Source organism: Micromonospora sp. WMMD961, assembly GCF_029626145.1.
Classification (GTDB): Bacteria; Actinomycetota; Actinomycetes; order Mycobacteriales; family Micromonosporaceae; genus Micromonospora.
The window spans coordinates 2,434,424-2,459,888 of the sequence record NZ_JARUBJ010000002.1 but is presented as its reverse complement, the minus strand read 5'-3'; the positions used below and the strand labels follow the sequence as shown (position 1 = coordinate 2,459,888).

The following is a 25,465-nucleotide window of genomic DNA, read 5'->3' as shown; positions in this document are numbered from 1 at the left end:
GATGCTCCCGTACGGCCGGCAGTCGGTCAGCGAGGAGGACATCGCCGCCGTCGCCGACGTGCTGCGCGGCGACTGGCTCACCACCGGACCACAGGTGGACGCCTTCGAGGCCGACCTCGCCCGATGGACCGGCGGGGTGGGTGTCACCACCGTCTCCAACGGCACGGCGGCGCTGCACGTCGCGTACGCGGCCGCGGGGGTGGGCCCGGGCGACGAGGTGGTCGTTTCGCCGATGACGTTCGTGGCGACGGCCAGCAGCGCCGTCGCCCTCGGCGCGACGATCGTGTTCGCCGACGTGGACGACGAGACCTTCTGCCTCGATCCGGCCGCGGTCGCCGACTCGGTCACCTCGCGGACGAAGGTCGTCGCCGCGGTCGACTACGCCGGCCACCCGGCCGACTACGACGCGTTGCGCAAGTCCATGGTGGGCACCGACGCGTTGCTACTCGGCGACGCGGCGCACTCGATCGGCGGGACGTACCACGGCCGGCCGGTGGGCTCGCTGGCCGACCTGACCACGTTCTCGTTCTTCCCCACGAAGAACCTGACCACCGCCGAGGGCGGTGCGGTCGCGGCGCTCGACCCGGCCGTGTTGAAGCGGGCCCGCCGCTTCCGCAGCGTGGGCGTGGTCCGCGACCGCGACGAGCTGCGCTACCCGGACGAGGGCGGCTGGCACCAGGAGGTGCACGAGTTCGGGTTGAACTACCGCCTGCCGGACGTGCTCTGCGCGCTGGGCCGCAGTCAACTGCGCCGCCTCGACGAGTTCAAGGCGCGACGGACCGCGCTGGTCGCCCGCTACGACGAGGCGCTGGCGGACCTGGACGGTGTGCTGCTGCCGAACCGGAAGTCGTGGGCCGACCCGGTCTGGCACCTCTACCCGATCCGGGTGCTCGACGGCCGTCGCCGCGAGGTGTACGACCGGATGCGGGCGGCCGGCATCGGCGTCCAGGTCAACTACGTCCCGGTGCACTGGCACCCGGTCTTCGCCGACCTGGGCTACCGGCGCGGGTCCTGCCCGGTGGCCGAGTCGTTCTACTCGCAGCAGCTGTCGTTGCCGCTCTACCCGGGACTCAGCGACACCGACCAGGATCGCGTCATCGACGCGCTGACCGCGGCCCTGCGGGTCGGTCCGGTGCGTTCCGCCGCCTGATGGGAACCTGATGCACCACGCCAACCACTTCTACGGCCACGCGCACGTGCTGGCCCGCTACGCCGGCCTCGGCGACCGGCACCCGCCGCGGATCAACGGGTACGTGCAGCACGGCTGGAACATCGGTGACGGCCTGGCCCCCGGCCACCCGTACGCCGACCGCACCCCGAGCCTGCTCTGGTCGGAGCAGACCCGCCGACGGGCCTGGTCGGTCGGGCGACGCAACGTGGTCGTCATCGGGGCGCCGTTCACCTACCTGCTGGCCATGCGGCCGGAGGAGCCACCGGCCGCGGAGCGGGAGGGAACCATCTGGTACCCGTTCCACGGCTGGGAGGGGCAGCACGTCAAGGGCGACCACCGGAAACTGATCGCCCTCATCCAGGCCACCGAGCCGGGCCCGGTCACGGTCTGCCTGTACTGGCACGAGTACCGGATGCGCAACGTCCGCCGGCTCTACGAGCGGGCCGGATTCCGGGTGATCTGCCACGGCTACCGGGGTCACTGGTGGAAGGACACCGACCCGGAGTTCCTCGACAAGCAGCTGACCGAGCTACGTCGGCATCGACGGGTAGCATCCAACCGGCTGACCAGCGCGATCTTCTACGGCATCGCGGCGGGTTGCGAACCGGCGGTCTACGGGGACCCGATGATCCTGTCCAACGAGGACCCGACCTTCGGCGGCACCGCCCGCATCCGCCGCCAGTGGCCGGAACTGCACGGCACCGAGGTCGACCTGCCCACCGCGGTCCAGATCGCCCGCGCCGAACTCGGCGCCGACCACCGCTGCACGCCGGCCGAGCTGCGCGAGCTGCTCGGTTGGGCGAACCTCCAGGAGGAAGAGGACGACCGTGACGACTGAGACGGCACCCGCCGGCCGCATCACCCTGCCGGGCGGCGAGATGCTGGCCTGGTCCGACCTGCCGCAGCAGCGGTTGGCCGACGGTGGGCCCCTCGCCGCGCTCGCCACCCGGCTCGTGCCTCCCGGTGCCCGGGTCCTGGTGGCCGGGCCACACGATCCGGCCCTGCTCGACCAACTCGGTCACGCCGAGGTGACCTGCCTGCTACGCAGCCACCCGGACGCGGTCGCGCTGGCCCACCGAGCCGCCCACGTGGTGGTGGGTGGCCCGGCCGGGTTGCCCGACGACGAGACGTACGACGTGGTGATCGCCGCGGCCGGACTGGACCCGGTGGAGTCGGTGGAGGGCGCCCGGCTCGGCTGGGCCGGTGTGCTGGCCCGACTGGTCGCCGCCGTACGGCCCGGTGGCGCGCTGCTCCTGCGCCTGGACAACCCGCTCGGCCTGCACCGACTCGTCGCGACCACCCCCTGGTACGCCGCCCGGGACGACTCCGCCTGGGTGATCGGCGGGGTGCTGGATCGCGGCCACCCGGCCAACCGGACCCAGCTGGGCGAACGGCTCACCGAGGCGGGGCTGCGGCCGACCGCGTGCTGGGCCGCGTACCCCGATGCCGGCAGCCCGACCGCCCTGCTCGACGCCGACCACCTCGACCGGGACGCCGGCTCCGGCCTCTTCGACGCCGCGCTGCACGGGGCGTGCACGGGCGGTTCCACACCTGACACGGTGCTTCAGGACCCGGCCCGACTGGCGGTGGACGCGCTGCACGCCGGACGCGCCGCGGACCTCGCGCCGGGTTGGCTGGTGCTCGCCCACCGGCCACCCGACACCGGGGACCACCCCCCGGCCGTCGACATTGACCTGCCGGTGGCGCTGATCCAGACCGGGCGTCCGGGGATCGGTGTGTCGGAGGTGCTGCACGGCCCGTCGGGCTGGCGGTGGGGGCTCGCCTCGACCAGCGGAACGCAGATCACGGTCGCCGCGCCGTTCGCCAGCCGCGAGGCCGCGTACCGGGACGCGGACGCGTTGTCCGGGCCGGTGCCGTCCGGCCGGCTGCTGCGTACCCTGCTGCTCGACGCGGCCCTGCGCCGCGACCTGGCGACCCTGCGCACGTTGCTGCAGGGGTACGCGGGCTGGCTCGCCGACCAGGCCGACGCCGACGGCCGGATCGCCGGGGCGGCGGCGCTGGCCGGTGCCGACAACGTGGTGGTCGACGGCCGGCGGTACGCGGTGCTCGACTCGAGCTGGCGGGCCACCGGCACGTTGCCGGCGGACGTGGTGCTGGCGCGCGGCCTGTGGCGATTCGCGGCGGGTCTGCTCACCGGCGGGTACGCCCACCCGTGGTCGTCCACTCTCGACGTGGCAGGTCTGACCGTGGTGCTCGGCGGCCTCGCCGGTCACGACCTGGACCGCGCGACCGTGACCGAGGCGGTGGAGACCGAGGCCGCCGTCACCGCCGCGCTGCACGGGCTGGACCTCGACGGCAGGGTCAACCTCGCCACCGAGTTGCAGACGATCGCACCGACCGACCCGCCGGTCGGCTCGCGCAGCTACCAGCAGCTACGCGAGGCGTGGCTGCGCCAGCGCGAGGAGATCAGCCGGCTGGCCGCGCTGACCGCGTGGACCGAGGAACTGCTCACCTCACGGGAACGCGCGCTACGCCGAGCCGAGACGACGATCGGTCTGCTCAGCGGCTCGATCAGCTACCGGGTCGGCCGACTCGCCATCACCCCGGCGCGGCTGGCCAAGCGGGGTGCCCGTGCCGCCAGACGGCGGGCCACCGCCGTGCTCGCGCCGAAGCAGGAGGAGCAGCAGTGACCGGGACGGCGGCGACGAAACGGGCCGGGGCGGTGCCCCGGATCACCGGCATCGTGCAGGCACGAATGGGGTCGTCCCGGCTGCCCGGAAAGGTGCTGCGCCCGCTCGCCGGGCGTTCCGTGCTGGGCCGGGTGGTCCGCGCCGCCCGCGACAGCGGGGTACTGGCCGACCTGGTGGTCGCGACCAGCACCGACACGGTCGACGACGCCGTGGTGGCCGAGTGCGAGCGGCTGGGCGTGCCGTGCCACCGGGGGCCGGTCGACGACGTGCTGGACCGGTTCCTGGGCGCGCTCGCGGCGCACCCGGGCGACGCGGTCATGCGGTTCACCGCCGACTGCCCACTGCTCGACCCGGAGATCATCGCCCTGGTCGCCTCGGTGTACCGGGCAGTCCCCGGGCTGGACTACGCCAGCACGTCCATCGCCCGCACCCTGCCCCGAGGGTTGGACGTCGAGATCATCCGAGCGGAGACGCTGCGCACCGTCGGCCGGCTCGCCACCGACCACCACCGGGTACACGTGACGTCGTACGCGTACACCCATCCGGAGCTGTTCCGGGTGCTCGGCGTGACACTCACCCCGGACCGCTCCGCGCTGCGGCTGACCCTCGACACCGAGCAGGACTGGGCGGTGGTCAGCGCGATCACCGACCACTTCGGTGACGTCAGCGTGCCGCTGGCCAAGCTCACCGACTGGCTCGACGAGCAGCCCGAGCTGCGCGCGCTCAACGCCGACGTCCGGCAGAAGCAGCTGGAGGAGTCCTGAGCACGCTGCGGGTCGGGTTGCGCTGCGACGCGGGCCCACGACGAGGCGTCGGCCACCTCGCGCGCTGCCTGGCGCTCGCCGAGGAGTTCCTCGCCCGAGGCGCCCACGTGGCGGTGTTCGGCACCGTCGAACGGCTCGGCTGGGCCACCGCCGAGCTTGCCGCACGCGGCATCCCCCTGCACCCGGGCCCGGACACGCCGGACGGGCTGGTCGAGGCAGCCCGCCGGCACGAGCTGGACGTGATGGTCCTCGACTCCTACGAGCTGGACCCGGCCGGGGCAGGCGCCCTGCGCGCCGCCGGCGTCTTCACCCTCGCCGTGATCGACGGGGACAGCCGCGGACAGGTCGCCGACCTCTACCTCGACCAGAACTTCGGAGCGCAGCTACCGGAGCTGCCCGGCCGACTGCTCGCCGGCAGCGCCTACGCCCTGCTGCGCGACTCCGTGATCACCGCCCGACCGCCTGTCCCCCCGCCCGCCACGGCGGTCAGCCGCCCCCGGGTGCTGGCCTTCTTCGGCGGAACGGACGCCGTCGGTGCGGCTCCGGTGCTGACCCGGGTGCTGGTGGCCACCGGTCACCCGATGGACCTGACGGTCATCGTCGGCCGACCGGAGATCGAGGCGGAGGTGGAGGACGTCACCCCCGGCCGTGGGCAGATCATCCGACCGGTCCCGCCCACCACCTCGCTACCGACCCTGATCACCGAAGCCGACCTGGTGGTCAGCGCCGCCGGCACGTCCACCTGGGAACTCTGCTGCCTCGGCGCACCCGCCGCGCTGGTCTGCGTGGTCGACAACCAACGCGAGTCGTACGCCCGCGTGGTGCGGCACGGCCTGGCCGCCGGTCTCGGCGAGCTGCCGGAGCTGACCGCAGCCGGAGTAGCCGGACGGGCCACCCGTGCGGCGGCGGCGCGGACCCTGCTCGGGCTGCTCAACTCGGCGCAGCGGCGCGCGACGCTCGCCGGACAGGCATGGTCGACCATCGACGGGCGGGGCCGGGCCCGGGTCGTGGACGCGGTGTTCGACGCGGTACGCCAGGCCGCCGTCTGCGGCTGATGGCGCTGGTCACGCTCGGCCCGACGGACCGACACAAATCTAGAACGGGTGTACGAAAGTGCTGCTAGGGTGGTCGTATGACGCAGGCCGCCTACCAGCCGTCGATGCTCGACCTGACCGACGCCGGGCCGACCCTGGGGCCGCTGCCCGGTCAGATCCGCCGGCACCACCTCACCCGGGGTGCCTGGGTCGACCACCTCCCCGGCTGGGTGCGCGGCTCCGACGCGGTCCTCGACACCCTGCTCACCGAGGTGCCCTGGCGGGCCGAGCGCCGCACCATGTTCGACAACGAGGTCGACGTGCCCCGCCTGCTCTGCTGGTACGACGGTGACCGGCAACTCCCCCACCCCGTGCTCACCACGGCACGCGCGGAGCTGACCCGGCACTACGCGCCCGAGCTGGGCGAACCCTTCGTCACCGCCGGCCTGTGCCTCTACCGCTCCGGGCGGGACAGCGTGGCCTGGCACGGCGACACCATCGGCCGCTCCGCGCATACCGACACCGTCGTCGCGATCGTCTCCTTCGGCGCGCCCCGGCCACTGCTGCTGCGCCCTCGCGGCGGCGGCGACAGCCTGCGTTTCCCGGTGGGCCACGGTGATCTGATCGTGATGGGCGGCTCCTGCCAACGCACCTGGGAACACGCCATCCCGAAGACCGCCCGACCCGTCGGCCCCCGGGTAAGCGTCCAGTTCCGCCCGATCAACGTCGCCTGATTCCCCTCGGTGCCGCGGGCCGGCGCCTCCGCATGATCGTGCTCGATCAAGGATCGAGTGGTATCGCCACGTCGGTGATGCCACTCCATCCAGGATCGAGCACGATCATCGACGCTGTGAGCGCCGAGATCCGCGCAGCTTCAGGGAACCTGCTGCCTGCCGCACGTCGGAGGCAGCAACGTCCCCGACGTTGCGCGGCCGGGGTGGGGTCAGTCGCGTTCGATGAGGTGGCCTACCACCGTTGGGCCCAGCATCACGGCGAAACCGGAGCCGTCGCGGCGGGGGTCCGCCGCCGGCAGCTCGACCGGCTCACCCGTGCCGGTCGCGCCTACCGGTCGCGGGCCCACCCAGGCGACCGCCACGTCCGTCTCACCCTTGAGGAACCGGTGCGCGCGCACGCCGCCGGTCGCCCGACCCTTGGCCGGGTACGCCTTGAACGGCGTCACCTTGACCGTCGCCCCGGTGGAGGTCACCACCATCGGCTCGCCATGCCCCGGGTCGTCGGTACGCACGGCCCCGAAGAACACCACCCGCGCCCCAGCCGGCAGGTTGATGCCGGCCATCCCGCCGCCCTTCAGGCCCTGCGGACGGACCAGCCCGGCGGAGAAGCGCAGCAGTGCGGCGTCCGAGGTGACGAACGTCAGGGTCTCGTTGCCGTCGGTCAGCCAGGTCGCCCCGACCACCTCGTCGCCGTCGCGAAGACCGATGACCTCGAACTCGTCGGAACGCACCGGCCACTCCGGCGCGCAGATCTTCACCACGCCCAGCCGGGTGCCCAGGGCGAGCCCCGGCGAGCCCTCCGCCTGCCCGCCCAGCGGGGCTAGGCCGACGACGGTCTCCCCCGCCTCCAACGGCACCAACTCGGCCGCGGACATGCCGCCCCGCAACGACACGGTGCCGGCCTGCTCGGGCAACACCGGCAGCGGCAGGACGTCGACCTTGAAGGCCCGACCGGCGCTGGTCAGCAGCAACACCCGGCCACGGGCGGTGGAGTGCACGATCGCGCGTACCGTGTCGTGCTTGACCCGGCCGTTGCGTCGACGCCCCTCGGCGCTCTCCTCCGACTCGGCTGCGGTCCGGGCGACCAGCCCGCTCGCGGAGAGGATGACCTGGCACGGGTCGTCGGCGACCTCCAGCGGGCCGGCCGGCGCGGACGCGGCCAGCACCTCCTTCAGGTCGCCGTCGACAAGCGTCGTACGCCGTTCGGTGCCGAACTGCTTGACCACGGCCGCCAGCTCGTCGGAGACCACCTTCTTGAGCACCCGCTCGTCGTCGAGGATCGCGCTCAGCTCGGCGATCTCGGCGCGCAGCCGCTCCTGCTCGGCCTCCAGCTCGATCCGGTCGAACTTGGTCAACCGGCGTAGCGGAGTGTCCAGGATGTAGGTCGCCTGGATGTCGGAGAGCCCGAAGCGACTCATCAGCCCGTCCTTCGCGGCCTGCGCGTCGTCGCTGCCCCGGATCAGCCGGACCACCTCGTCGATGTCCAGCAAGGCGATCAGCAGACCGTCGACCAGGTGCAGCCGCTCCTGCCGCTTGCGTCGCCGGTACGAGGTGCGCCGGGTGACCACCTCGTACCGGTGGGCCAGGAAGACCTCCAGCAGCGCTTTCAGCCCGAGCGTGCGCGGCTGCCCGTCCACGAGGACCAGGTTGTTGACGCCGAACGACTGCTCCAGCGGGGTCAGCCGGTAGAGGTCGGCGAGCAGTGCCTGCGGGTTGACGCCCACCTTGCACTCGACCACGAGGCGGGTGCCGCTCTCCCGGTCGGTGAGGTCCTTGACGTCGGCGATGCCGGTCAGCCGCTTGGTCTTGGTGACCTCGTTGGTGATCGCCGCGATGACCTTCTCCGCGCCGACGCCGTAGGGCAGCTCGACCACGGTGATCGCCTGGCGACCCCGGCTGCCCTCGATCGGGCCGATCTCCACCTTGCCGCGCATCCGCACCACGCCGCGCCCGGTCTCGTACGCCCGGCGCACCTCGTCCAGGCCGAGCAGCACACCACCGGTGGGCAGGTCGGGGCCGGGGACGAACTCCATGAGCTTGTCCAGGGTGGCGTCCGGGTGGTTGATCAGCCAGCGGGCGGCCTGGACGACCTCGGCGAGGTTGTGCGGGATCATGTTGGTGGCCATGCCGACAGCGATCCCGGACGCGCCGTTGACCAGCAGGTTGGGGAAGGCCGCCGGCAGCACCGTCGGCTGGGTCAGCGACCCGTCGTAGTTGGGCTCGACGTCGACGGTGTCCTCGCCCAGCTCACCGACGAGCAGCATGGCCTCGCGGGACATCCGGGCTTCCGTGTATCGGCTGGCAGCCGGGCCGTCGTCTGGAGATCCAAAATTTCCATGCCCGTCGATGAGGGGCACGTTGAGCGAGAAGTCCTGCGCGAGGCGGACCATCGCGTCGTAGATCGCCGTGTCGCCGTGTGGATGGTACTTTCCCATCGCATCCCCGACAATTCGGGCAGACTTCACGTGCCCGCGATCCGGGCGGTAGCCCTGCTCGTACATCGACCAGAGGATGCGCCGGTGCACGGGCTTGAGGCCGTCGCGGGCGTCGGGCAAGGCGCGGGAGTGGATGACCGAGAACGCGTACTCCAGGTAGGAGTCGGAGACCTCGGTGACCAGCGGATTGTCGAAGACCCGCGCGCCGGCCTGGTCGAACGAGGAGAGGTCGACCTTGTTTTCCTTGCGGCGTGCCATGACTCAGCTCTCCCCTAGAACACAACAGGTGATCATGCGTCGATCGCTTCCCGGTCGACCCGGTCGGCGGAGTCGATCAGCCAGTTGCGGCGCGGCTCGACCTTCTCGCCCATCAGCAGTTCGAGGATCCGCTCGGCGGCGTCGACGTCGTCGAGGGTGATCCGCCGGACCGCGCGGGTGGCCGGGTTCATCGTGGTGTCCCACAACTCGTCGGCGTCCATCTCGCCGAGACCCTTGAAGCGCGGGATGGGGGTGACGATCTGCTTGCCGGCCTTCTCCAGCTTGCCGACCGTCGTCTCCATCTCGACCTGGGTGTAGGTGTAGACCGTCTGCGGGTTGCGCCCCTTGGTGGTGATCTTGTGCAGGGGCGGCATCGCGGCATAGAGCCGACCGGCCTCGATCAACGGCCGCATGTAGCGGGCGAAGAGGGTGATCAGCAGCGTACGGATGTGCGCGCCGTCCACGTCGGCGTCAGCCATGATCAGCACTCGGCCGTAGCGGAGCGCGGAGAGGTCGAACGTACGCCCCGAGCCGGCCCCGAGGACCTGGACGATGGCCGCGCACTCGGCATTGTCCAGTACCTGCTGGAGGTTGGCCTTCTGCACATTGAGGATCTTGCCCCGGATCGGCAGCAACGCCTGGTATTCCGACGAGCGCGCCATGCGGCTCGTCCCGAGGGCGCTGTCACCCTCCACGATGAACAGCTCGCTGCGGTCGATGCCCGTCGCGCGGCAGTCGACCAGCTTCGGCGGCATGGACGCGCCCTCCAGGGCGGTCTTGCGCCGGGCGGCGTCCTTCTGTTGCTTCTGCGTGAGCCGGACCCGGGCCGCGTCGACGATCTTCTGCAGGACGGTGCGCGCCTCGGCCTTGGTGCGCCGGTCCTCCAACCAGGCCTTGACGTGCGCGTCGACCAGCGTCTGGATGACCTTGGTGATGCCGGTGGTGGACAGCTCGTCCTTGGTCTGCGAGGTGAACTGCGGCTCCGGGATCCGCACGTGCACCACCGCCGTCATCCCCTCCAGGACGTCGTCCAGGGTGGGCGGCTCCTCCTTGGCCTTGAGCAGACCGCGGGTGTTGCGGACCGCGTCGGCGAGGGAACGGACGAGGGCCCGCTCGAAGCCCTTGCGGTGGGTGCCGCCGTGCGCGTTGCGGATGGTGTTGGTGAAGCACTCGACGGTGCGCTCGTAGCCGGTGCCCCACCGGAACGCCACCTCGACCTCGGCGCGCCGCTGCACGTTGGACTGCATGACGCCGTTGGCGTCGGCGGCGTTCTCCCGGTAGGTGCCCTCGCCGTTGACCAGCAGGGTGCCGGAGACCGGTCGGTCGCCGGCCGGGGCGAGGAACTCCACCATGTCGCTGAGCCCGTTGGGGTAGTGGAACCGCTCCTCGGCGGGTGTCTCGCCGGTCAGGTCGCGGAGCAGGTAGGTCACGCCGGGCACCAGGAACGCGGTGTTGCGCAGCTTCATCCGGACCGCGTCGACGTCGAGCGCGGCGCCGGTCTCGAAGTAGCGGGCGTCGTGCCACCAGCGGATCGACGTGCCAGTGCGTTGGCCGCGTTTCACGGCGCCGACGACCTGGAGCCCGGGGCCGGCGGTGAAGGGCGCGTCGGGCCCGTCGCCGTCGAAGATCCCCGGTACGCCGTGCCGGAAGGACATCGTGTGGATCTTGCCGGCGCGGCGGACGGTCACGTCGAACCGGCGGGACAGCGCGTTGACCGCCGAGGCGCCCACCCCGTGCAGGCCGCCGGAGGTCTTGTAGCCGGAGCCGCCGAACTTGCCGCCGGCGTGCAACCGGGTCAGCACCAGCTCGACGCCGGAGATGCCGGACTTGGCGTGCACGTCGGTGGGGATGCCCCGGCCGTCGTCGTCGACCTGCACCGAGCCGTCGGCGTGCAGGATCACCTCGACGTGGCTGGCGTGACCGGCGACACCCTCGTCGGTGGAGTTGTCGAGGATCTCGTTGACGAGGTGACCCACGCCACGGCTGTCGGTGGAACCGATGTACATGCCGGGCCGCTTGCGGACGGCGTCCAGCCCCTCAAGGTGGGTGAGGTCATCGGCCCCGTACAGGGTGTCAGGCTCTGCGGTCAACTGGTCGTACTCCCCGGTCTCGGCGGTGTGCTGCCGGTCACCGGCGACATCAGCCGGCGTGGCGCGCCGCAGCGAGCCTAGCCCGAGGCTAGGACAACTGTCGGAGGCCCCGCGCGACCCGCCGCGCGTCGGCCCACGGGCGTGAGCCAGGAAACAACCATCGGGTGATCATGGGACCACACAGCGACACCGTCGCCGGTACGCTCCCGATCATCGCTGCCGTCGAGCGCACGGATCGGGAGGCGATCAGGGTGGACGAGACGACACGTGCGGCTCTGCGGCGCTCCCTCGGCACGCGCGCCCGGCGCTGGCTGCTGGCCGGCACCCTGCTGGCGGGGCTGCTGGCCGCCGTGGCGCTGGTCGCGGCGGCGGCTCCCGCCGACCGGACGTTCGCCGCGCTCTCCGAGACCGTGCAGAGCCTGATGTCAGTGGTGACGCCGCTCTTCGGCATCCTGCTCGTCCGCGACCTGCGCGGGGCGCGGGCCGACCCCGGCATCCGACCGGGATCGCCGGCCCAACCCGGCCCGGTCCGGGTCCTGCCCAGTGTGCTCGCGGTGGGGCTGCCGGCCGTCGTCATCGCCGTCGCCGGAGTGCTGATCTGCGCCGCGACGCTGGCCCTCACTCCGGCTGGCGTAGCCGACGAGCCGTGGCGGCACGCCGGGACGGTCGCCGTTGGCAGCGTGCTGGTGCAGATCGTCGCCGGCCTGGTCGGCACCGGGCTGGGCCTGCTGCTGCGGTCGCCGGTGGCCGCGTTCACCGGCACGATCGTGCTGCCGTTGGGCCTGTTCGCGCTGCTGGGCGTCGTGCCGGCCGCGCAGCCGTGGCTGACCCCGTTCGGCAGCGTGCGCAACCTGCTCTCCGGGGACATGAGCCTGCTGCGGTGGGGGCAGTGGTTGTGCGTACTGCTGCTGTGGGGTGTCGGCCTGAACCTCGCCGGAGCGACGGCGCTGAAGCGCCGCGGCGGCCCGGCCGGCAGCTAGCCCGGCGTCCCTCACCCGGCGTACGCGGGTCCGTCTCGGCGAGGCGGGCCCGCGCCCGCGCGCGTGTCCTTCATCGAACGAATCTGTTACGGGCCATTGACGCCCGTTGCACGAGGGTGATGTGATCTCGCTCTCAGAGAATCTTTCATCTTTCGATGGATGGGGGGCCCATGCCCAGGTTCCGGCGTACCGCGCTCGCCGCGGGACTGACGATCGCCATGGCGGCGCTGTCGACCGCCGTCGCGCTGCCCGCACCCGCGTCCGCCGCGCTGCCCACCGCAGCGGTGGCACTCGGCGACAGCTTCATCAGCGGCGAGGGCGCCGGGGCGTACACCCCGGTGGTCGACGCCAACGGGGTCAGCCAGGGCTTCCCGGGCTGGACGGCGGCGAACAACAACGCGTTCTTCTGCCACCGCTCGGCGAACGCCTCGCTGCACCAGGCCAACCTGCCGGGCATCCAGAACCGGTTCAACCTGGCCTGCTCCGGCGGCCAGCCACACGACATCGCCAACGCCTCGCAGGCGCGCACCAACGGTCGCACCGTTGCCTCGCAGCTGAGCCAGCTGCGCGCCGTCGCGCAGACCCAGGACATCGACCTGGTGCTGATCGGCCTCGGCTCCAACAACAGCTCGTTCACCTTCGGCAGCGTCGCGGAGAAGTGCGCCAACCGCTTCATCGCCGACGCCTGGACCGGCTGGTGGGAGTTCTGGGCGTACCTGAACGGCCCGGTCGAGCAGAAGCCGTGCAGCGACGCCGACCTGGCCACCGCCGCGCAGCTCAGCGCCGCGACCGCGGAGACCACCGCAGCGGTACGCCAGATCCTGACCACCCTGGACGAGGTGGACGCGGACGGGCAGCACCGGGTGGTGTTCCAGGACTACACGAACCCGCTGCCGCTGGACCTGAACCAGCAGTTCCACGAGGAGGACAGCCGGGACGACACCCGGGACAAGTTCCGCGACCTGGGCGCCGAGCGGTACGCGGCCGGGTGCCCGATCCACCGGGCCAGCCTGGCCCCGGGGCACCGCTTCTCCCAGGGTCTGGGCGGCATCGTCAAGTCCACCCGGGACGCTCTGGCCGCCGAGTTCCCGGCCGACGACCTGGTGTACCTGAACGTGCAGCAGGCCTTCAACGGCGCCCGGCTGTGTGAGCAGACGAGCAGCCCGTCGGGCGCGCTGGCGACCCCGATCCGGCTCCAGGACGGCGCGACCGGCACCTTCGTCACCAGCCTCGCCGGCAAGGACAAGATCGCCATCCAGCGGATCGCCAACACCTGCGTGAGCTACTTCCAGACCTGCCAGGAGTCGTGGCACCCGAACGCCACCGGGCACCAGGTGCTCGGCCAGTGCCTGAGCGGCGCGGCCGTCACCAGCGCACGTGCGGTGACCTGCGTACGCGCCGGCAACGGGACGATCTCCGTCTCCTGAACCGGTTCCCACTCGGAGGGCTCCGCCACCCGGCGGGGCCCTCCGTCGCGTCCGACCACCGATGGCTACCCGTCGGTAGGGTCGGGTCGTAAGCTGAGCCGATGAGCGGGGAGCCGGAGTACGCGCAGGAGTTCGTCGACGTCGACGGCGGGCGGCTGGGTGTGCAGGTCCATCCGGAGCCGACCGGGACGACGGACGCGCCAGTGGTGGTGATCTGGCCCGCGATGGGGGTCCGTGCCCGCTACTACCGGCCCTTCGCCGCCGAACTGCGCGCCGCCGGGCTGGCCGTGGTCGTCGCCGACCTGCGTGGTACCGGAACGAGCACCCCCGCGCCGAGCCGGGCCGACCGGTACGGCTACCGGGAACTGGCCGGCGACGTCGACGCCGTCCTGGCCGCGCTCAAGCCCCGGCTGGACGGGCGCCGCCGGCTGCTGGTCGGGCACTCACTGGGCGGGCAGGCCGCGCTGCTGCATCTCGCCCTGCACGGCGACGACGGGGTGGACGGGCTGGCGTTGATCGCGGTCGGCATCCCGTACTGGCGGAGCTACCCGGGCCGGCGGGGCCTCGGCGTGCTGCCGTACACCCAGGGGATCGCCGCCACCGCGGCGCTGCTGCGGGTCTGGCCAGGCTGGGGTTTCGGCGGCCGGCAGGCGCGCGGCGTCATCCGCGACTGGGCCCACACCGCGCGGACCGGCCGATTCCCACGCCTCGACGGTACGGACACCGAGGCGGCGGTACGCGCGGTGCGGACCCCGGTGCTGGCCGTCAGTGTGGACGACGACCAGTTCACCCCGCACGAGACCATGGACCATCTCTGCGCGAAGCTCACCGGCGCTTCGGTGATGCGGGAGCGCTACACAGTGGAGCGGGCCGGTGCGCCACTGGACCACTTCAGCTGGGTCCGGGCGGGCGCGCCGCTGGCGCGGCGGATCGCCGAGTTCGTCGACGACCTGCCGCCCCGCTGAGACGTCCCGACCGGGCGGCTCACTCGTCCTGGTCCAGCGGGACCAGTTCGTCGTCGCGCTCCACCTGGATCGCGGCGTGGTCCTTGCGCGGCGCCACCTCCGCGGTGTTCCGGTGCGGGTCGTCGTCGGGGTGCATGAGCACGGCGTCTGTTTTGGGGGTCTTCTCCCGGCTCTCGTCCGGCTGCGACATCGCGTTCCCCTCTCGTCGGCGTCGCTTGCGGAGGTACCCGCCATGGCGCGAAGGACTCCTGCTGACGGCGAGGCGACCCACCGACGCCCGCAACGTCCCCCACCTGCCGGTACGGCGCGGATCGGCCCGCCCGGGGCGGGGTTAGCCGCGCGAGCGGCGGGTAAGCCGCACCGCCCGACACGGCGGAAGGGGATCACATGTCCGAACGGCACACCGCATTGCGCTCGATGCACGATCTGGGCCTGGCGGCCTGGTTTGGCGGCTCCCTCATGGGTGCCTTCGGCGTCAACGGCGCAGCGGCGAAGATCAGCGACTCGACTCAGCGACTCCCGGTCGCGTCGGCGGGATGGTCCAAGTGGACCCCGGTCAACGCGGCGGCGATCGGCGCTCACCTGGCCGGCGCGGTCGGTGAACTGGTGACCGAGAGCCCACGGGTGGCGGCCCAGGCCGGCGTCGGCCGGGTCAGCGCCCTCAAGACCGCGTTGACGATCGGCGCGCTGGCGGTGACCGGCTACAGCCGGTTGGTCGGCATGCGGTTGGAGAAGGCGGGCGGCCCGTCGGTGAGCGGCGCCACCGAGCCGAACCACCAGACGCCGGCCAGCGTGGCCTCCTCGCAGCGGCAGATGAAGCTGCTCCAGTGGGCCATTCCGGCGTTGACCGGGACCCTGGTGGTGGTCACCGCGTACATGGGCGAGCAGCAGAAGCCGGGACAGGTGTTCCGGGGGATGCTCGGCCGGGCCGGTGGGATGAGGGGCGCCTCGAAGACCATGATCAAGATGGCCGGGATGAGCAACGGCAAGCGGCCGATGGCGATGGCCGGACGCTGAACGTCGGGCCGGTGGGCGTCCCGCCGCCACCTCGACGGCGGGGCGCTCTCCGGCAGCGTGCGGGCCATCGGCCTGACGACGACGGCCTGCGGCGACGCGCGGGCGCACAGGCACGGCACACCGTCCGCCGACGGCGGCGGACCGACGAGCGGGGTGGCCATGGCGGCGGACAGGGGACGCAGCGGCGACAACGACCGGCTGGAACCGGAGGCGGTGCATCCGTGGGGCACCGGCGACGGCTTCGCCGCCGACGCGCCCTGGGGCACGGACGAGGACTCGCCGATGGACGAGGGCAGCGAGGAGACCGCGGTGCCCGAGGGCCGGCGCGGCGAGCGACGCGCGGGTGCCCCGACGGGCCGTACCGACCCCGCCGGACGGCACGGCTTCGGCCCGGTGGAACCAACCCGTACGCCGATGGCCGGACCGGGCGCGCCACCCGATCCGGCGCCCAGCGGGAGGACCTTCCCGGACGACGCCGACATCGAAGAGTCGACGCAGGACGCGTTGCGCACCCGGGGCCGGCGCTCCTGACCTGACCGCCGGGGCAGTCAGCCGGTGGCCGACGTGGCCCGGGCGCGGTCACCGATCATCGTCTCGGTGAGCAGTTGCGCCAGCCGGGTGGCGTCGCGTTGGGCCTGCCCGGCACAGCAGTTGTTGAACAGCACGTGCAGGTCGTCGGCCTCGGTGGCCAACTCGGCCAGCAGCCCGGCCCAGTGCCGAAGCTCGTCATCGGCGTACGCGTAGCGGAACTTCTCCTGCTTGTCGCCGCCTCCCCAGGCCCCGCTGTGGCCGTGGAACCGGACGATCGCCGGCTGCGCCGTCGCGGTCAGGATCGGTGGCACCGACGACGGGTGCCCCTGCGGCATGTCCACGCAGACCAGGGACAGGTCGTGCGCACGCAGCAGATCCAGGGTGTCCGGTGCCGCCGGGCCGTCGAACCAGGACCGGTGCCGCACCTCCACGCCGACCCGCCACGGCCGGCAGCGCTGCGCCAACTCCACGATCCGGCGCTCGGCGGCGTCGCTGCGCACCAGCCACGGGGGGAACTGCAACATCACCGCGCCGAGCTTGCCGGCCGCCGCGATCGGGTCGAGAGCCGCGCGGAAACGGGCCCACAGCTCGTCGTACGCCTGCGGCGGCAGGTCGCGTCGGCGGATCCGGCTCGGGCCGGCAGCCGGGCGTAGGTCCCGGGGCAGCGCGGCGACCGGGGTCGGGTGGCCGGTGAAGAGGCTGAAGGCCTTGACGTCGAACGTGAAGTCGTCAGGCGTGGCGTCGACCCACCCGTGCGTGGTCTCGGGCACGGGGACCGCGTAGTAGGACGTGTCCACCTCGACCAGTGGGAACCGGCCGGCGTAGAAGCCGAGCCGGCGGGCCGGCGTGTTGGCCGAGCGCGGGTACCACCCCGACCGCAGCAACGACTGGTCCGCCCAGGACGACGAGCCCACCTTGATGACACCCATGTCATTCAGTGGACAGCCACGGACGTGGATCGGCAACCGCTGGTGCGCCTCCGGTCGGACCGGAGGGTGTCGGGGCCGGGAAGTGTCGGTGTCTCGTCCTACGGTGACACCGAGCGGGCTTTCGAGGTTCGAACGCACAGCGACGAGGGGTGGCGCCATGACCAGCACCGAGCAGCTCACCGGTGAGCGGGCCGACCTGCTAGAGACACTGCGTAAGCATCGGGGTTTCCTCCTGCACACCGTCAACGGGCTCACCGACGAGCAGGCGGCAGCCCGCCCCACCGCCAGCGAGCTCTGCCTCGGTGGCCTCGTCAAGCACGTGACCAACGTCGAGCACCGATGGATGCTCTTCGCGGTGGGCGGCGCGGAGGCGATGGAGCGCGCCGAGATCGACTGGGTCGGTCAGTTCCGGATGGCGCCCGGCGAGACCCTGGCCGGGCTGGTCGAGCGCTTCCAGGAAGTGGCTGACCACACCGACGAGCTGCTCGCCACCCTCGACCTGGACGCGGCGCACCCGCTGCCGCAGGCGCCCTGGTTCGAGCCGGGCGCGAGTTGGACGGTTCGCCGGGTGTTGCTGCACCTGATCGCCGAGACGTCCCAACACGCAGGGCATGCCGACATCCTGCGCGAGTCGATCGACGGCGCCCGGACCATGGGCTGAGCGCCGTTGCTCGGCCGCTCAGTGCACGCGTGAGCCGGATCGGTGCGCCGTGGTCCGGTCCCTGGCGTAGGCGTCGGAGTGACCCCAACGGCCCGGGATGTCGAGCAGTTCCAGCCGGCCGAATCCCTCGGGCACGGCCGGGTTGACCAGCAGGTTGTCGCCGGTGGGCCGCAGCCCCAGCATGGTGGCCAGCAGCATCAGCAGCCCCCCGGAGGACCACGCCTGCGGACGACCGGCCGCCGGCAACTGGACGGGATACTTCGTCAGACGGCGATCATGTCCGGCAACCATCTCCGGCACGGCCCCACCCAGGGTCTGCGCCATGTCGAAGATGCCGGCCGTGATCGTGGCCGCCTGCGCGTCGTACCGGTAGCGGCGTAGCCCAGCGGCGATCAGGGCGTTGTCCGCCGGCCACACCGCGCCCAGATGTGAGCCCATCGGGTTGAATGGGCGCTGCCCGGTGGCGAAGGTTCGCACCCCCCAACCGCCGAACAACCGCGGCCCGACGAGGTGCTCGGCGACGGCTCCGGCGCGGTCGTCCGTGACGATCCCGCTCCACAGCAGGTGCCCCATGTTGGACGCCAGCGCGTCGACGGGCTCGCCGTACGGGTCGAGCGCCAACGCGTAGTACTCCTGGTGGGGCAGCCAGAAGTCCCGGTTGAAGCGCTCCTTGAGAGCTGCGGCGTCCCGCTCCAGCCGGTCGGCGTACGCGGGTTCGCCCCAGAACTCCCGGGCCAGCCGGGCGCCGCGCCTCTTCGCGTCGTACGCGTAGCCCTGCAACTCGCAGGTGGCACGGGGAAAGGCCGGTTGTTGGCCGCGCGCACTGGTGATCGCGTCCGGCGTGTCCTTCCAACACTGGTTGATCGCGCCGTCGCGCTCGTTGCGACGCTGGTAGCGCACGTAACCGTCCCCGGTCAGGTCGCCGTACTCGTCGATCCAGTCCAACGCCATGCGGGCCGGTTGGCGCAGCTCGCGCACCAGGTCCGCGTCACCGGACCAGCGCTCGTACTCGTCGAGCAGGACCACGAAGAGCGGGGTGGTGTCCGCCGCGCCGTAGTACAACGCGTTCGCCCGCTCGCCGAACGCGCCGGACTCGCCGTAGCGGAGGTGGGCCAGGATCTTGCCCGGCTCCTCGTCCAGGTCGTCGTCGAGGCGAGCACCCTGCAGGAACGCCAGCATCCGCAGCGTCGCGGGGGTCAGCTCGGGGGTGAACGCCATCGTCTGCAGGCAGGTGATGATGCTGTGCCGTCCACACAGCCACATCGTCCACGGCAGACCGGCGATCGGCACCTGGTCACGCGACGACCACGGCTTGTACCGCAGTGCCGCGAGGTCCGCCAACGTTCCCCGGTACAGCTCCTCCAGCCCGTCGCGTTCGGCGACCAGCGTCGGGGCCCGGTCCATCCAGCCCGCCAGGTCCTCGCGCATCCCCACCCGCACGGCCCGCTGGTGCGACTTCAGGGAGGCGCGGACGTCCTGGCCGCCTTCGCCGCCCATGGTCATGGCGATGTGCAGGTCGGTCTCCCACGTGCCCTCCGGGGCGACCCGGATCCGGAACGTCATTCCCTCCTCGTCCACCTCGACCGGGGCGGTGCTCTGCACGGTGGTCTGGCGGACGAACCGTTGCCGCTGGTAGCGCAGTATCAACCGGCGGTTGGCCGAGTCCGGCGTGACCTTGACGACCCGCCGCCGGAGGTGGCCGATCTCGGCGATGTCGGTGAAGTCGCTACCCATCTCCACCCGGACGGTGAACTCGGCGGGCTCGGCCGAGTGGTTGAGCACCGTGATCCTCTCGTGCGCACAGTCGTGGATCGAACGGTGCCGGATGATCGACACGTCGGCGTCGACGTAGTGGCTTGCCGCTCCGGGGACCAGGAAGAACCGGGTCTCGAAGTACGTCATGTCGTCACGGGACAGGGCGTTGATCCGTTCACCGTCGATCTTGAGCACCCAGCGGGACAGGAAACGGGTGTCGTACGCGAAGAGGCCGACGGGTGTTCGCGGGTCGGCCTCGATGTCGCCCTGGGCGTCGCTGATCGCGAACACGTTGCCGGCGATCACGTGCAGCAACTCCTGCTTCACGACCTACCCTCCCGAGCGGCAGGCGCGGTCCGGGCCGCCAGGGCGGCCCGACCCAGCTCCCGAGGATGGCGGGCGTCGGCCGGCCCCGCGAAGATTCGCCGTAGCACCAGCAGCAGGCGCATGTCGCCCTGCATGGTCAGCTCGTTGCGCAGCATGGCCGCGCCGGGATGCAGCTCACCCTTGACCATCCGGTCGAACACCCAGCGGTCCATACGGACCACCAGGTCGGCGTCGTCAGCTGAGCGGCTCACCTGGACGTGCTGGTCGGAGACGGTCAGAAACCAGTGGTCGGTGCAACCGTCGCCGCGCACGTCCAGCCGCAGCGTGCCCGCTGTCGTCTCCGGCAGGTCGGGGCGCCGGCCGGCGTCCAACTGTTGCAGGTACTCCTCTGCCGTCACGCCCATCAGTTCCCCTCCCCCACGGTTCTCCGCAGGATCACCCGCGCCCGGGTGAGGCCGGTTCACCCGAAACGGGTGAGGTGCCGGGGGTGTACGACGCCGGCCGTTTGGCCGTCGGTGGGGTGGGCAGCCAACGGTGCCGTCGAGCGAGGGAGCACCGGATGCGCGCGCTGCGATTGCCGGACTGGAAGTCGACGCCGGAGTTGGTCGAGGTTCCCGACCCGACGCCCGGGCCGGGTCAGGTGGTGATCCGCGTCGGCGGCGCCGGCGCCTGCCATTCCGACTTGCATCTGATGGACGAGTTCGAGCCCGGCACCATGCCCTGGAACCCACCATTCACCCTCGGCCACGAGAACGCCGGCTGGGTGCACGCCCTCGGCGACGGGGTCACCGGGCTGTCCGTCGGGCAACCGGTGGCCGTCTTCGGCGCGTGGGGCTGTGGCACCTGCGCCCGGTGCCGGGTCGGTGTCGACACGTACTGCGAGAACCCGTCCGGTGCGCCGGTGCCGAGCGGAGGCGGGGGCCTCGGACTGGACGGCGGGATGGCCGAGTTCGAGCTGGTCCCGGACGCGCGGCACGTCGTACCTCTGCCGGAGGGTTTGGATCCGGCCGACGCCGCACCGCTGACCGATGCCGGGCTCACCCCGTACCACGCGATCCGCCGCTCCTGGCCGAAGTTGCCGCCCGGCAGCACCGCCGTGGTGATCGGAGTCGGCGGGCTGGGGCACGTGGGCGTGCAGATCCTCAAGGCCACCACCGCCGCCCGCGTGCTCGCGGTGGACAACCGCGCCGAGGCGCTGCGGCTGGCCGAGGAGTGCGGTGCCGACCGGGCGATCATGTCCGGTCCGGACGCCGCGGAGGAGATCCGACAGGCCACCGGCGGTCGCGGCGCCGACGTGGTGCTGGACTTCGTCGGTACGGACGCCACCCTCGCCCTGGGCGTGGCGACGGCCCGCACGGTGGGCGACCTGACCATCGTGGGTCTCGGCGGGGGCACCGTGGCGGTGTCGTTCTTCGCCGTGCCCTACGAGGTGAGCATCGCGACCACCTACTGGGGTAGTCGCGGGGAACTGGTCGAGGTGCTGGACCTGGGCGCCCGTGCTCTGGTCCGCCCGAAGACCACCCGGTTCTCGCTGGACGACGCTCTCGACGCGTACCAGCAGATGCGCGACGGAACGCTGGAGGGCCGGGCCGTCATCGTGCCGTGAGCCGGCGCAGTGCGGTCAGCCGGTCTCGAGCAGACCGCGCAGGTAGGCGGCCTGACCCACGTGTTGCAGGTCGTCCTCGGCGACGCTGACCAGCCGGACGCCGAGGGTGACCGGCGGGTCCCACCCCTCGTCGACGATGCGGTCCAGGTCCGCCGGGCGCAGCCCGGCCAGGAACTCGCCGGTACGCGACGCGACCGCCCCGTAGTAGTCGATCAACACCGCTGCGCTCTCCGGCCGCACCGCCGCGACCTGCTCGGGCGAGTGCCCGTAGCCCGTGTTGGCGGGGTCTGCGGTGAGCCCGAACCGACCCGCCCAGTCGCCGCTCACCCAGACGGGCTCGGCGTCGAGCACCTCGGCGACGTGCTGGTCCTGCACGCGGGTGAGGTGCCAGACCAGCCAACCGATCGAGTTGTGGCCCGGTGCGGGCTGGTGGCGCAGTTGCTCCGGGCTGAGGCCCTCCACCGCCGCGCGGACGAGGTCGGGCAGCCGGTCGAACGTCTCGGTCAACAGATCACTCACGTCCACCGGGCACGCCTCCTGGTCGGTTTCCGAACACATACCGCCGCGGACGGGCGCCCAAACCTCGGCCGCTACCGTGATCGAATGGTCGCGGCGGTGGAGTTGTATCTGGACCCGGACGCCACCCGCCGGATCCGGGTGCTGTGGGACGCGCTGGAGACCGAGGGCGTGCAGAGCATGCGTTCCCTGCTGGAGCAACGTCACCGGCCGCACGTCTCGCTGGCGGTGGCTCCCCGGTTCGACCCGGGACAGGTCGCCGCGGCCCTGCACGGGACGGTGGTGGCCGCTCCCCTGCGGCTCGAGTTCCAACACGCCGGCCAGTTCGTCGGTCGGGTGCTCTGGCTCGGCCCGACGCCCACCCCGGAGCTGCTGGCCCACCACCGCACGGTCTACGACCGGCTCGCCGCCGCCGGCATCCCGTTGACCGAGCACTACCAGCCGGGTCGTTGGGTGCCGCACTGCACGCTCTCCATGCGGGTGCCGAACGCGCTGATGGCCGCCGCGGTGCGCCGCTGCCTGGAGGTGTTGCCGCTGGCCGCGACCGTGGTCGGGGCGGCCCTCACCGACCACGCCCGCGGCATCGCCCACCCGCTGCCCTGACCCTCGACAAAAATGTCCGGTTTGGCGGGCGACAGTCGGGAAACCGAAAACAAGCGGTGGTTGTGCGCTCTGACGTGGGATGGTTCGACATGGATGCCGTCCTGCCGAGCGCGATTCGCCCGGCCGGCGGCGCGGGCTCACGCCGCGCCGCCCCACGGCGGCTTCGACGAGGAGGGGCAGTGCCTATGCAGGCTCAGCGCAGGCCACCGCGAGCGGAGCGGAGCCAGAGCCGGGACGACCGGACCGCCGGCGGCATGACCGGGGCGGCCACGCCCCTGACGATCTGGGCCGCCGCCGTCCTGCTCGGACGGATCAGTGCCGGCGACGACGACGTCGAGGACGAACGGCACATCCTGCGCGGCATCGAGTGAGCCCGGCCGGACGGCTCACAGCCAGCCGCGCCGCTTGAAGATCAGATAGAGGGTGCCGCAGACCAGCAGCATCAACAGCAGCGCGAACAGGTAGCCGAAGCGCCAGTTCAACTCCGGCATGTGCACGAAGTTCATCCCGTACACGGTGCCGATGAGCGTGGGAGCGAACAGGATCGCCGCCCAGGACGAGACCTTCTTCAGCTCCTCGTTCTGCGCGTAGCTGGCCGCCGTGAGGCTCCGCATCTCCTCGTTCTGCTGCTGCGACACGAGCGTGGCGTTGACGGTGAGGATGTTCTGCAGAAGGTGCCGGAACCCGTCCACCCGCTCCACCACCTGGGTCAGGTGGTCGGTCACGTCCCGCAGCGAGCGGCGTAGCTCCTCGTCCGTGTCGGCACTGCCCGCGCCGTCGGCCAGTGCGCCGAGCACCGCGAGCAGGGGTCGCGCGGCGCGCTGGAACTGGATCACCTCGCGGCTCAGGCCGTAGATGCGCCGGCTCGCGTTCGGGTCGCCACCGAACACCTGGGTCTCGATCTCGTCGATGTCGTTCTCCAGCCCGGCCACGACCGGCGCGTACCCGTCGACCACCTGGTCGAGGATCGCGTACAGCACCGCCTCGGGCCCCCGGGCGAGCACCTGCGCCTCGACCTCCATGCGCCGCCGCACGGCGGCCAGATCCGGTGCCTCACCGTGCCGGACGGTGATCACGAAGCCCGGCCCGATGAACAGGTGCAACTCGGAGAACTCGACCTCCTCCCGAAGGTCGTCGTAGCGAGCGGCGCGCAGCACCACGAACAGGGTCTCCCCGTAGCGTTCCAGCTTGGGCCGCTGGTGCGCGTTGATCGCGTCCTCGACCGCCAGGTCGTGCAGCCGGAACTCCCGCGCCAGCGAGGTGATCTGCTCGATGTCGGGCCGGTACAACCCGATCCAGGCCATCGCGCCGTCCTGCTCCTGCAGGCAGCGGTACGTCTCGGCGAGGCCGGACGGCGAGGCGAACCGGTGCCCACGGATGTAGACGGCGCTGTCCACCAGGCCGCCGGCGGGTGGAGCGGGTGACTCCGTGGACGGTGGCACGCCGACCCTGGTCTCGTACTCGTCGAGTTGGCGACCGAAGCCACCACCCGGGCGGAAGCGACGGCCACCGACCATGCCCTGTCCCCTCCCCCGGTGACGCCCGGTCCGGCACACCCCCGCCAACCCGGGGGCGCTGCTTCCCCCCTGTTCCGGGCCCGAAACCCGTCCCGACGCGGGGTGGGTTCGCCGCACCGGCGGACGGGCGCGCCGCCGGTGCGGATACTCACGACGACCAGCGCGGGCCGGTCGGCCGTCTCCGCTGGTGAGCGTGGTCATAACGACTGGACGACCCACCCGTGCCTGCTGCTAGCCTCGGCGCTGGTCATGAGTGCCAGCGCGAAGCCCCGGCTCGCTGGCCGGCAACCCTCCTCCGCGGTGGGGTGCCCCGGGTGAAGACCAGGCACCGACAGGACGTCGGCGCAAGCGTGGCCTGGCACCCAGGTCAGCACAGACCCGGGAGAGCCATGCGCATCCTCAACACCACCCCACCGACCGACGTCGCGGATGTCCACGCCGGTTGGCCCTCACCGGCACTGACCCGGCGACGGCACGTGGACATGATGCGAATGTGCAGCGCCGCGTGTCGTCGCGGCACCACGCACTAGCGCAGCGCTCTTCCCGAACCTCCCCCACCGGTACGCCCATCGGGCGCACCGTCGGCGACGCACACCCGTGCTCGCCGGGACGCGACCTTTTCGGAGACACCCGTGCGACTTCTTCCTGCCCTGACCCGTGCCACCGCCCTGGGCGCGGCCACGATCCTGGCCGCCACCGCGCTCACCGCCTGCGGCGACGACAACTCTTCCGACGCCACCGCCAACCCGTACGGCCTGGCACGGCCGGGGGTGCTGCGCGCCGGCACCCTCACCGACGCCCCGCCGAACGTGTACCTCAAGGACGGCACGTTCACCGGTTTCGACAACGACCTGCTGACCGCCGTGGCCGGCAAGCTCGGCCTCACCGTCGAGTTCGTCGGCACGGACTTCTCCGCGTTGCTCTCCCAGGTCAACAACCACAAGTTCGACGTCGGCAGCTCCTCGATCACGATCACCGAGGCGCGGAAGAAGACCGTCGACTTCGGTAACGGCTACGACTTCGGCTACTTCGGCCTGGACGTCCCGGCCGGCTCGCCGATCACCAGCTTCGACCAGCTCGCCGGCAAGCGGGTCGTGGTGGTGCAGGGCACCGTGCAGGACGACTACGCCACCGGCAAGCAGCTCGACCCGGTGCGGGTGCCGGACTACAACGGCGCGATCAACCAGCTCAAGGCCGGCACCGCCGACGCGTGGATCGCCCCGGCGGAGATCGGCGAGAAGTCTGCCGCGGACAGCAACGGCAAGATCACCGTGGCGGCCAAGCAGCTCAGCCCGGCACCGACCGCGTACGCCGTCGCCAAGGGCGGCGACAAGCTGCGCGAGGCACTGAACAAGGGCCTCGACGAGGTCATCGCGGACGGCACCTGGAGCCGGTTGCAGGCCCAGTACTACCCCGGCCGGCCGATCCCGGCGGACTTCACGCCGGGCAGCGGCACGGTGGCGGTGGCGTCCGCGTCGCCCGCCTCCTGAGTAC

At 71.9% G+C, this 25,465-nt stretch carries 24 protein-coding genes and 1 riboswitch; of the genes, 16 read left to right on the top strand and 8 right to left on the bottom strand.

Annotated features, from left to right (window positions below):
- The first annotated feature begins 1 nt into the window (after window position 1).
- The 6 genes from O7614_RS11630 (at window position 2) to O7614_RS11605 (ending at window position 6,354) form a co-directional block, all read left to right on the top strand.
- The gene (locus O7614_RS11630) at window positions 2-1,150 is read left to right on the top strand and encodes an aminotransferase class I/II-fold pyridoxal phosphate-dependent enzyme (RefSeq protein ID WP_278142226.1); all 1,149 of its coding nucleotides are present in this window, start codon (window positions 2-4) and stop codon (window positions 1,148-1,150) included.
- 10 nt (window positions 1,151-1,160) lie between these two features.
- The gene (locus tag O7614_RS11625; protein WP_278138472.1) at window positions 1,161-2,009 is read left to right on the top strand and encodes a hypothetical protein; all 849 of its coding nucleotides are present in this window, start codon (window positions 1,161-1,163) and stop codon (window positions 2,007-2,009) included.
- Complete coding sequence (locus tag O7614_RS11620) at window positions 1,999-3,822, top strand: class I SAM-dependent methyltransferase (RefSeq protein ID WP_278138471.1); 1,824 nt, start codon at window positions 1,999-2,001, stop codon at window positions 3,820-3,822. The genes O7614_RS11625 and O7614_RS11620 overlap by 11 nt, the downstream gene beginning before the upstream one ends.
- Window positions 3,823-3,854: 32 nt before the next feature.
- Window positions 3,855-4,586 carry a glycosyltransferase family protein gene (locus O7614_RS11615; protein WP_278142225.1) on the top strand — a complete coding sequence of 244 codons (732 nt, stop codon included), beginning with the start codon at window positions 3,855-3,857 and terminating at the stop codon, window positions 4,584-4,586.
- Window positions 4,583-5,641: a spore coat protein gene (locus O7614_RS11610; RefSeq protein ID WP_278142224.1), complete on the top strand. Its 1,059-nt coding sequence runs from the start codon at window positions 4,583-4,585 to the stop codon at window positions 5,639-5,641. Before O7614_RS11615 ends, O7614_RS11610 begins: the two co-directional genes overlap by 4 nt.
- A gap of 77 nt (window positions 5,642-5,718) precedes the next feature.
- A complete protein-coding gene (locus O7614_RS11605) occupies window positions 5,719-6,354 on the top strand; it encodes an alpha-ketoglutarate-dependent dioxygenase AlkB (RefSeq protein ID WP_278138470.1) in 636 nt (211 codons plus the stop codon).
- Window positions 6,355-6,563: 209 nt separating this feature from the next.
- Here the strand turns inward: O7614_RS11605 and O7614_RS11600 are convergent, their stop codons facing one another.
- Both O7614_RS11600 and O7614_RS11595 read right to left on the bottom strand, forming a co-directional pair.
- Complete coding sequence (locus O7614_RS11600) at window positions 6,564-9,047, bottom strand: DNA topoisomerase IV subunit A (RefSeq protein ID WP_278138469.1); 2,484 nt, start codon at window positions 9,045-9,047, stop codon at window positions 6,564-6,566.
- Between the two features lie 32 nt (window positions 9,048-9,079).
- Window positions 9,080-11,137, bottom strand: coding sequence for a DNA topoisomerase IV subunit B (locus O7614_RS11595; protein WP_278138468.1), 2,058 nt, complete (start codon window positions 11,135-11,137; stop codon window positions 9,080-9,082).
- Window positions 11,138-11,307: 170 nt separating this feature from the next.
- Here O7614_RS11595 and O7614_RS11590 point away from each other — a divergent pair, with 170 nt between their 5' ends.
- The 3 genes from O7614_RS11590 to O7614_RS11580 all read left to right on the top strand — a co-directional run bounded on the left by O7614_RS11590 (window position 11,308) and on the right by O7614_RS11580 (window position 14,509).
- Window positions 11,308-12,117: a hypothetical protein gene (locus O7614_RS11590; RefSeq protein WP_278138467.1), complete on the top strand. Its 810-nt coding sequence runs from the start codon at window positions 11,308-11,310 to the stop codon at window positions 12,115-12,117.
- Between the two features lie 170 nt (window positions 12,118-12,287).
- The gene (locus O7614_RS11585; RefSeq protein ID WP_278138466.1) at window positions 12,288-13,544 is read left to right on the top strand and encodes a hypothetical protein; all 1,257 of its coding nucleotides are present in this window, start codon (window positions 12,288-12,290) and stop codon (window positions 13,542-13,544) included.
- A 101-nt stretch (window positions 13,545-13,645) separates the two neighbouring features.
- On the top strand, window positions 13,646-14,509 hold the full coding sequence (locus O7614_RS11580; RefSeq protein WP_278138465.1) for an alpha/beta fold hydrolase: 864 nt from the start codon (window positions 13,646-13,648) through the stop codon (window positions 14,507-14,509).
- Window positions 14,510-14,528: 19 nt separating this feature from the next.
- Here O7614_RS11580 and O7614_RS11575 read toward each other — a convergent pair whose 3' ends face one another.
- A complete protein-coding gene (locus tag O7614_RS11575; RefSeq protein WP_278138464.1) occupies window positions 14,529-14,699 on the bottom strand; it encodes a hypothetical protein in 171 nt (56 codons plus the stop codon).
- Window positions 14,700-14,896: 197 nt separating this feature from the next.
- On the opposite strand from O7614_RS11575, the gene O7614_RS11570 reads away from it, so the two are divergent.
- Together O7614_RS11570 and O7614_RS11565 are read left to right on the top strand one after the other, a co-directional pair.
- On the top strand, window positions 14,897-15,526 hold the full coding sequence (locus O7614_RS11570) for a hypothetical protein (protein WP_278138463.1): 630 nt from the start codon (window positions 14,897-14,899) through the stop codon (window positions 15,524-15,526).
- 159 nt (window positions 15,527-15,685) lie between these two features.
- Complete coding sequence (locus tag O7614_RS11565) at window positions 15,686-16,057, top strand: hypothetical protein (RefSeq protein WP_278138462.1); 372 nt, start codon at window positions 15,686-15,688, stop codon at window positions 16,055-16,057.
- 17 nt (window positions 16,058-16,074) lie between these two features.
- Here O7614_RS11565 and O7614_RS11560 read toward each other — a convergent pair whose 3' ends face one another.
- The gene (locus O7614_RS11560) at window positions 16,075-16,986 is read right to left on the bottom strand and encodes a DUF72 domain-containing protein (protein ID WP_278138461.1); all 912 of its coding nucleotides are present in this window, start codon (window positions 16,984-16,986) and stop codon (window positions 16,075-16,077) included.
- 157 nt (window positions 16,987-17,143) lie between these two features.
- Between O7614_RS11560 and O7614_RS11555 the strand changes: the two genes are divergently transcribed.
- Complete coding sequence (locus tag O7614_RS11555; protein WP_278138460.1) at window positions 17,144-17,647, top strand: DinB family protein; 504 nt, start codon at window positions 17,144-17,146, stop codon at window positions 17,645-17,647.
- Window positions 17,648-17,665: 18 nt separating this feature from the next.
- Here the strand turns inward: O7614_RS11555 and O7614_RS11550 are convergent, their stop codons facing one another.
- Both O7614_RS11550 and O7614_RS11545 read right to left on the bottom strand, forming a co-directional pair.
- On the bottom strand, window positions 17,666-19,729 hold the full coding sequence (locus O7614_RS11550; protein ID WP_278138459.1) for a glycogen debranching N-terminal domain-containing protein: 2,064 nt from the start codon (window positions 19,727-19,729) through the stop codon (window positions 17,666-17,668).
- Window positions 19,726-20,133, bottom strand: coding sequence for an SCP2 sterol-binding domain-containing protein (locus O7614_RS11545; protein WP_278138458.1), 408 nt, complete (start codon window positions 20,131-20,133; stop codon window positions 19,726-19,728). Before O7614_RS11545 ends, O7614_RS11550 begins: the two co-directional genes overlap by 4 nt.
- 155 nt (window positions 20,134-20,288) lie before the next feature.
- Between O7614_RS11545 and O7614_RS11540 the strand changes: the two genes are divergently transcribed.
- Window positions 20,289-21,335: an NAD(P)-dependent alcohol dehydrogenase gene (locus tag O7614_RS11540; RefSeq protein ID WP_278138457.1), complete on the top strand. Its 1,047-nt coding sequence runs from the start codon at window positions 20,289-20,291 to the stop codon at window positions 21,333-21,335.
- Between the two features lie 15 nt (window positions 21,336-21,350).
- Here O7614_RS11540 and O7614_RS11535 read toward each other — a convergent pair whose 3' ends face one another.
- Window positions 21,351-21,860: a DUF664 domain-containing protein gene (locus O7614_RS11535; RefSeq protein WP_278138456.1), complete on the bottom strand. Its 510-nt coding sequence runs from the start codon at window positions 21,858-21,860 to the stop codon at window positions 21,351-21,353.
- A gap of 78 nt (window positions 21,861-21,938) precedes the next feature.
- Here O7614_RS11535 and O7614_RS11530 point away from each other — a divergent pair, with 78 nt between their 5' ends.
- The gene (locus O7614_RS11530; RefSeq protein ID WP_278138455.1) at window positions 21,939-22,454 is read left to right on the top strand and encodes a 2'-5' RNA ligase family protein; all 516 of its coding nucleotides are present in this window, start codon (window positions 21,939-21,941) and stop codon (window positions 22,452-22,454) included.
- A 179-nt stretch (window positions 22,455-22,633) separates the two neighbouring features.
- On the top strand, window positions 22,634-22,825 hold the full coding sequence (locus tag O7614_RS11525) for a hypothetical protein (RefSeq protein WP_145784350.1): 192 nt from the start codon (window positions 22,634-22,636) through the stop codon (window positions 22,823-22,825).
- Window positions 22,826-22,840: 15 nt separating this feature from the next.
- Here O7614_RS11525 and corA read toward each other — a convergent pair whose 3' ends face one another.
- Entirely contained in the window at window positions 22,841-23,971 is a 1,131-nt protein-coding gene (gene corA, locus O7614_RS11520; protein WP_278138454.1) for a magnesium/cobalt transporter CorA, read from the bottom strand.
- A 245-nt stretch (window positions 23,972-24,216) separates the two neighbouring features.
- A riboswitch (SAM riboswitch) is annotated at window positions 24,217-24,328 on the top strand.
- A gap of 275 nt (window positions 24,329-24,603) precedes the next feature.
- On the opposite strand from corA, the gene O7614_RS11515 reads away from it, so the two are divergent.
- Window positions 24,604-25,461 carry an ABC transporter substrate-binding protein gene (locus O7614_RS11515; RefSeq protein WP_278138453.1) on the top strand — a complete coding sequence of 286 codons (858 nt, stop codon included), beginning with the start codon at window positions 24,604-24,606 and terminating at the stop codon, window positions 25,459-25,461.
- The last annotated feature ends 4 nt before the right edge of the window (window positions 25,462-25,465 follow it).

Bases quoted from the DNA above. Each gene is read 5' to 3' on its own strand.
- O7614_RS11565 (WP_278138462.1), top strand. From the start codon at position 15,686: ATGGCGGCGGACAGGGGACGCAGCGGCGACAACGACCGGCTGGAACCG.
- O7614_RS11580 (WP_278138465.1), top strand. From the start codon at position 13,646: ATGAGCGGGGAGCCGGAGTACGCGCAGGAGTTCGTCGACGTCGACGGC.
- corA (WP_278138454.1), bottom strand. From the start codon at position 23,971: ATGGTCGGTGGCCGTCGCTTCCGCCCGGGTGGTGGCTTCGGTCGCCAA.
- O7614_RS11575 (WP_278138464.1), bottom strand. From the start codon at position 14,699: ATGTCGCAGCCGGACGAGAGCCGGGAGAAGACCCCCAAAACAGACGCC.
- O7614_RS11560 (WP_278138461.1), bottom strand. From the start codon at position 16,986: ATGGGTGTCATCAAGGTGGGCTCGTCGTCCTGGGCGGACCAGTCGTTG.
- O7614_RS11605 (WP_278138470.1), top strand. From the start codon at position 5,719: ATGACGCAGGCCGCCTACCAGCCGTCGATGCTCGACCTGACCGACGCC.
- O7614_RS11625 (WP_278138472.1), top strand. From the start codon at position 1,161: ATGCACCACGCCAACCACTTCTACGGCCACGCGCACGTGCTGGCCCGC.
- O7614_RS11600 (WP_278138469.1), bottom strand. From the start codon at position 9,047: ATGGCACGCCGCAAGGAAAACAAGGTCGACCTCTCCTCGTTCGACCAG.
- O7614_RS11530 (WP_278138455.1), top strand. From the start codon at position 21,939: ATGGTCGCGGCGGTGGAGTTGTATCTGGACCCGGACGCCACCCGCCGG.
- O7614_RS11630 (WP_278142226.1), top strand. From the start codon at position 2: ATGCTCCCGTACGGCCGGCAGTCGGTCAGCGAGGAGGACATCGCCGCC.
- O7614_RS11540 (WP_278138457.1), top strand. From the start codon at position 20,289: ATGCGCGCGCTGCGATTGCCGGACTGGAAGTCGACGCCGGAGTTGGTC.
- O7614_RS11585 (WP_278138466.1), top strand. From the start codon at position 12,288: ATGCCCAGGTTCCGGCGTACCGCGCTCGCCGCGGGACTGACGATCGCC.
- O7614_RS11555 (WP_278138460.1), top strand. From the start codon at position 17,144: ATGACCAGCACCGAGCAGCTCACCGGTGAGCGGGCCGACCTGCTAGAG.
- O7614_RS11545 (WP_278138458.1), bottom strand. From the start codon at position 20,133: ATGGGCGTGACGGCAGAGGAGTACCTGCAACAGTTGGACGCCGGCCGG.
- O7614_RS11570 (WP_278138463.1), top strand. From the start codon at position 14,897: ATGTCCGAACGGCACACCGCATTGCGCTCGATGCACGATCTGGGCCTG.
- O7614_RS11590 (WP_278138467.1), top strand. From the start codon at position 11,308: ATGGGACCACACAGCGACACCGTCGCCGGTACGCTCCCGATCATCGCT.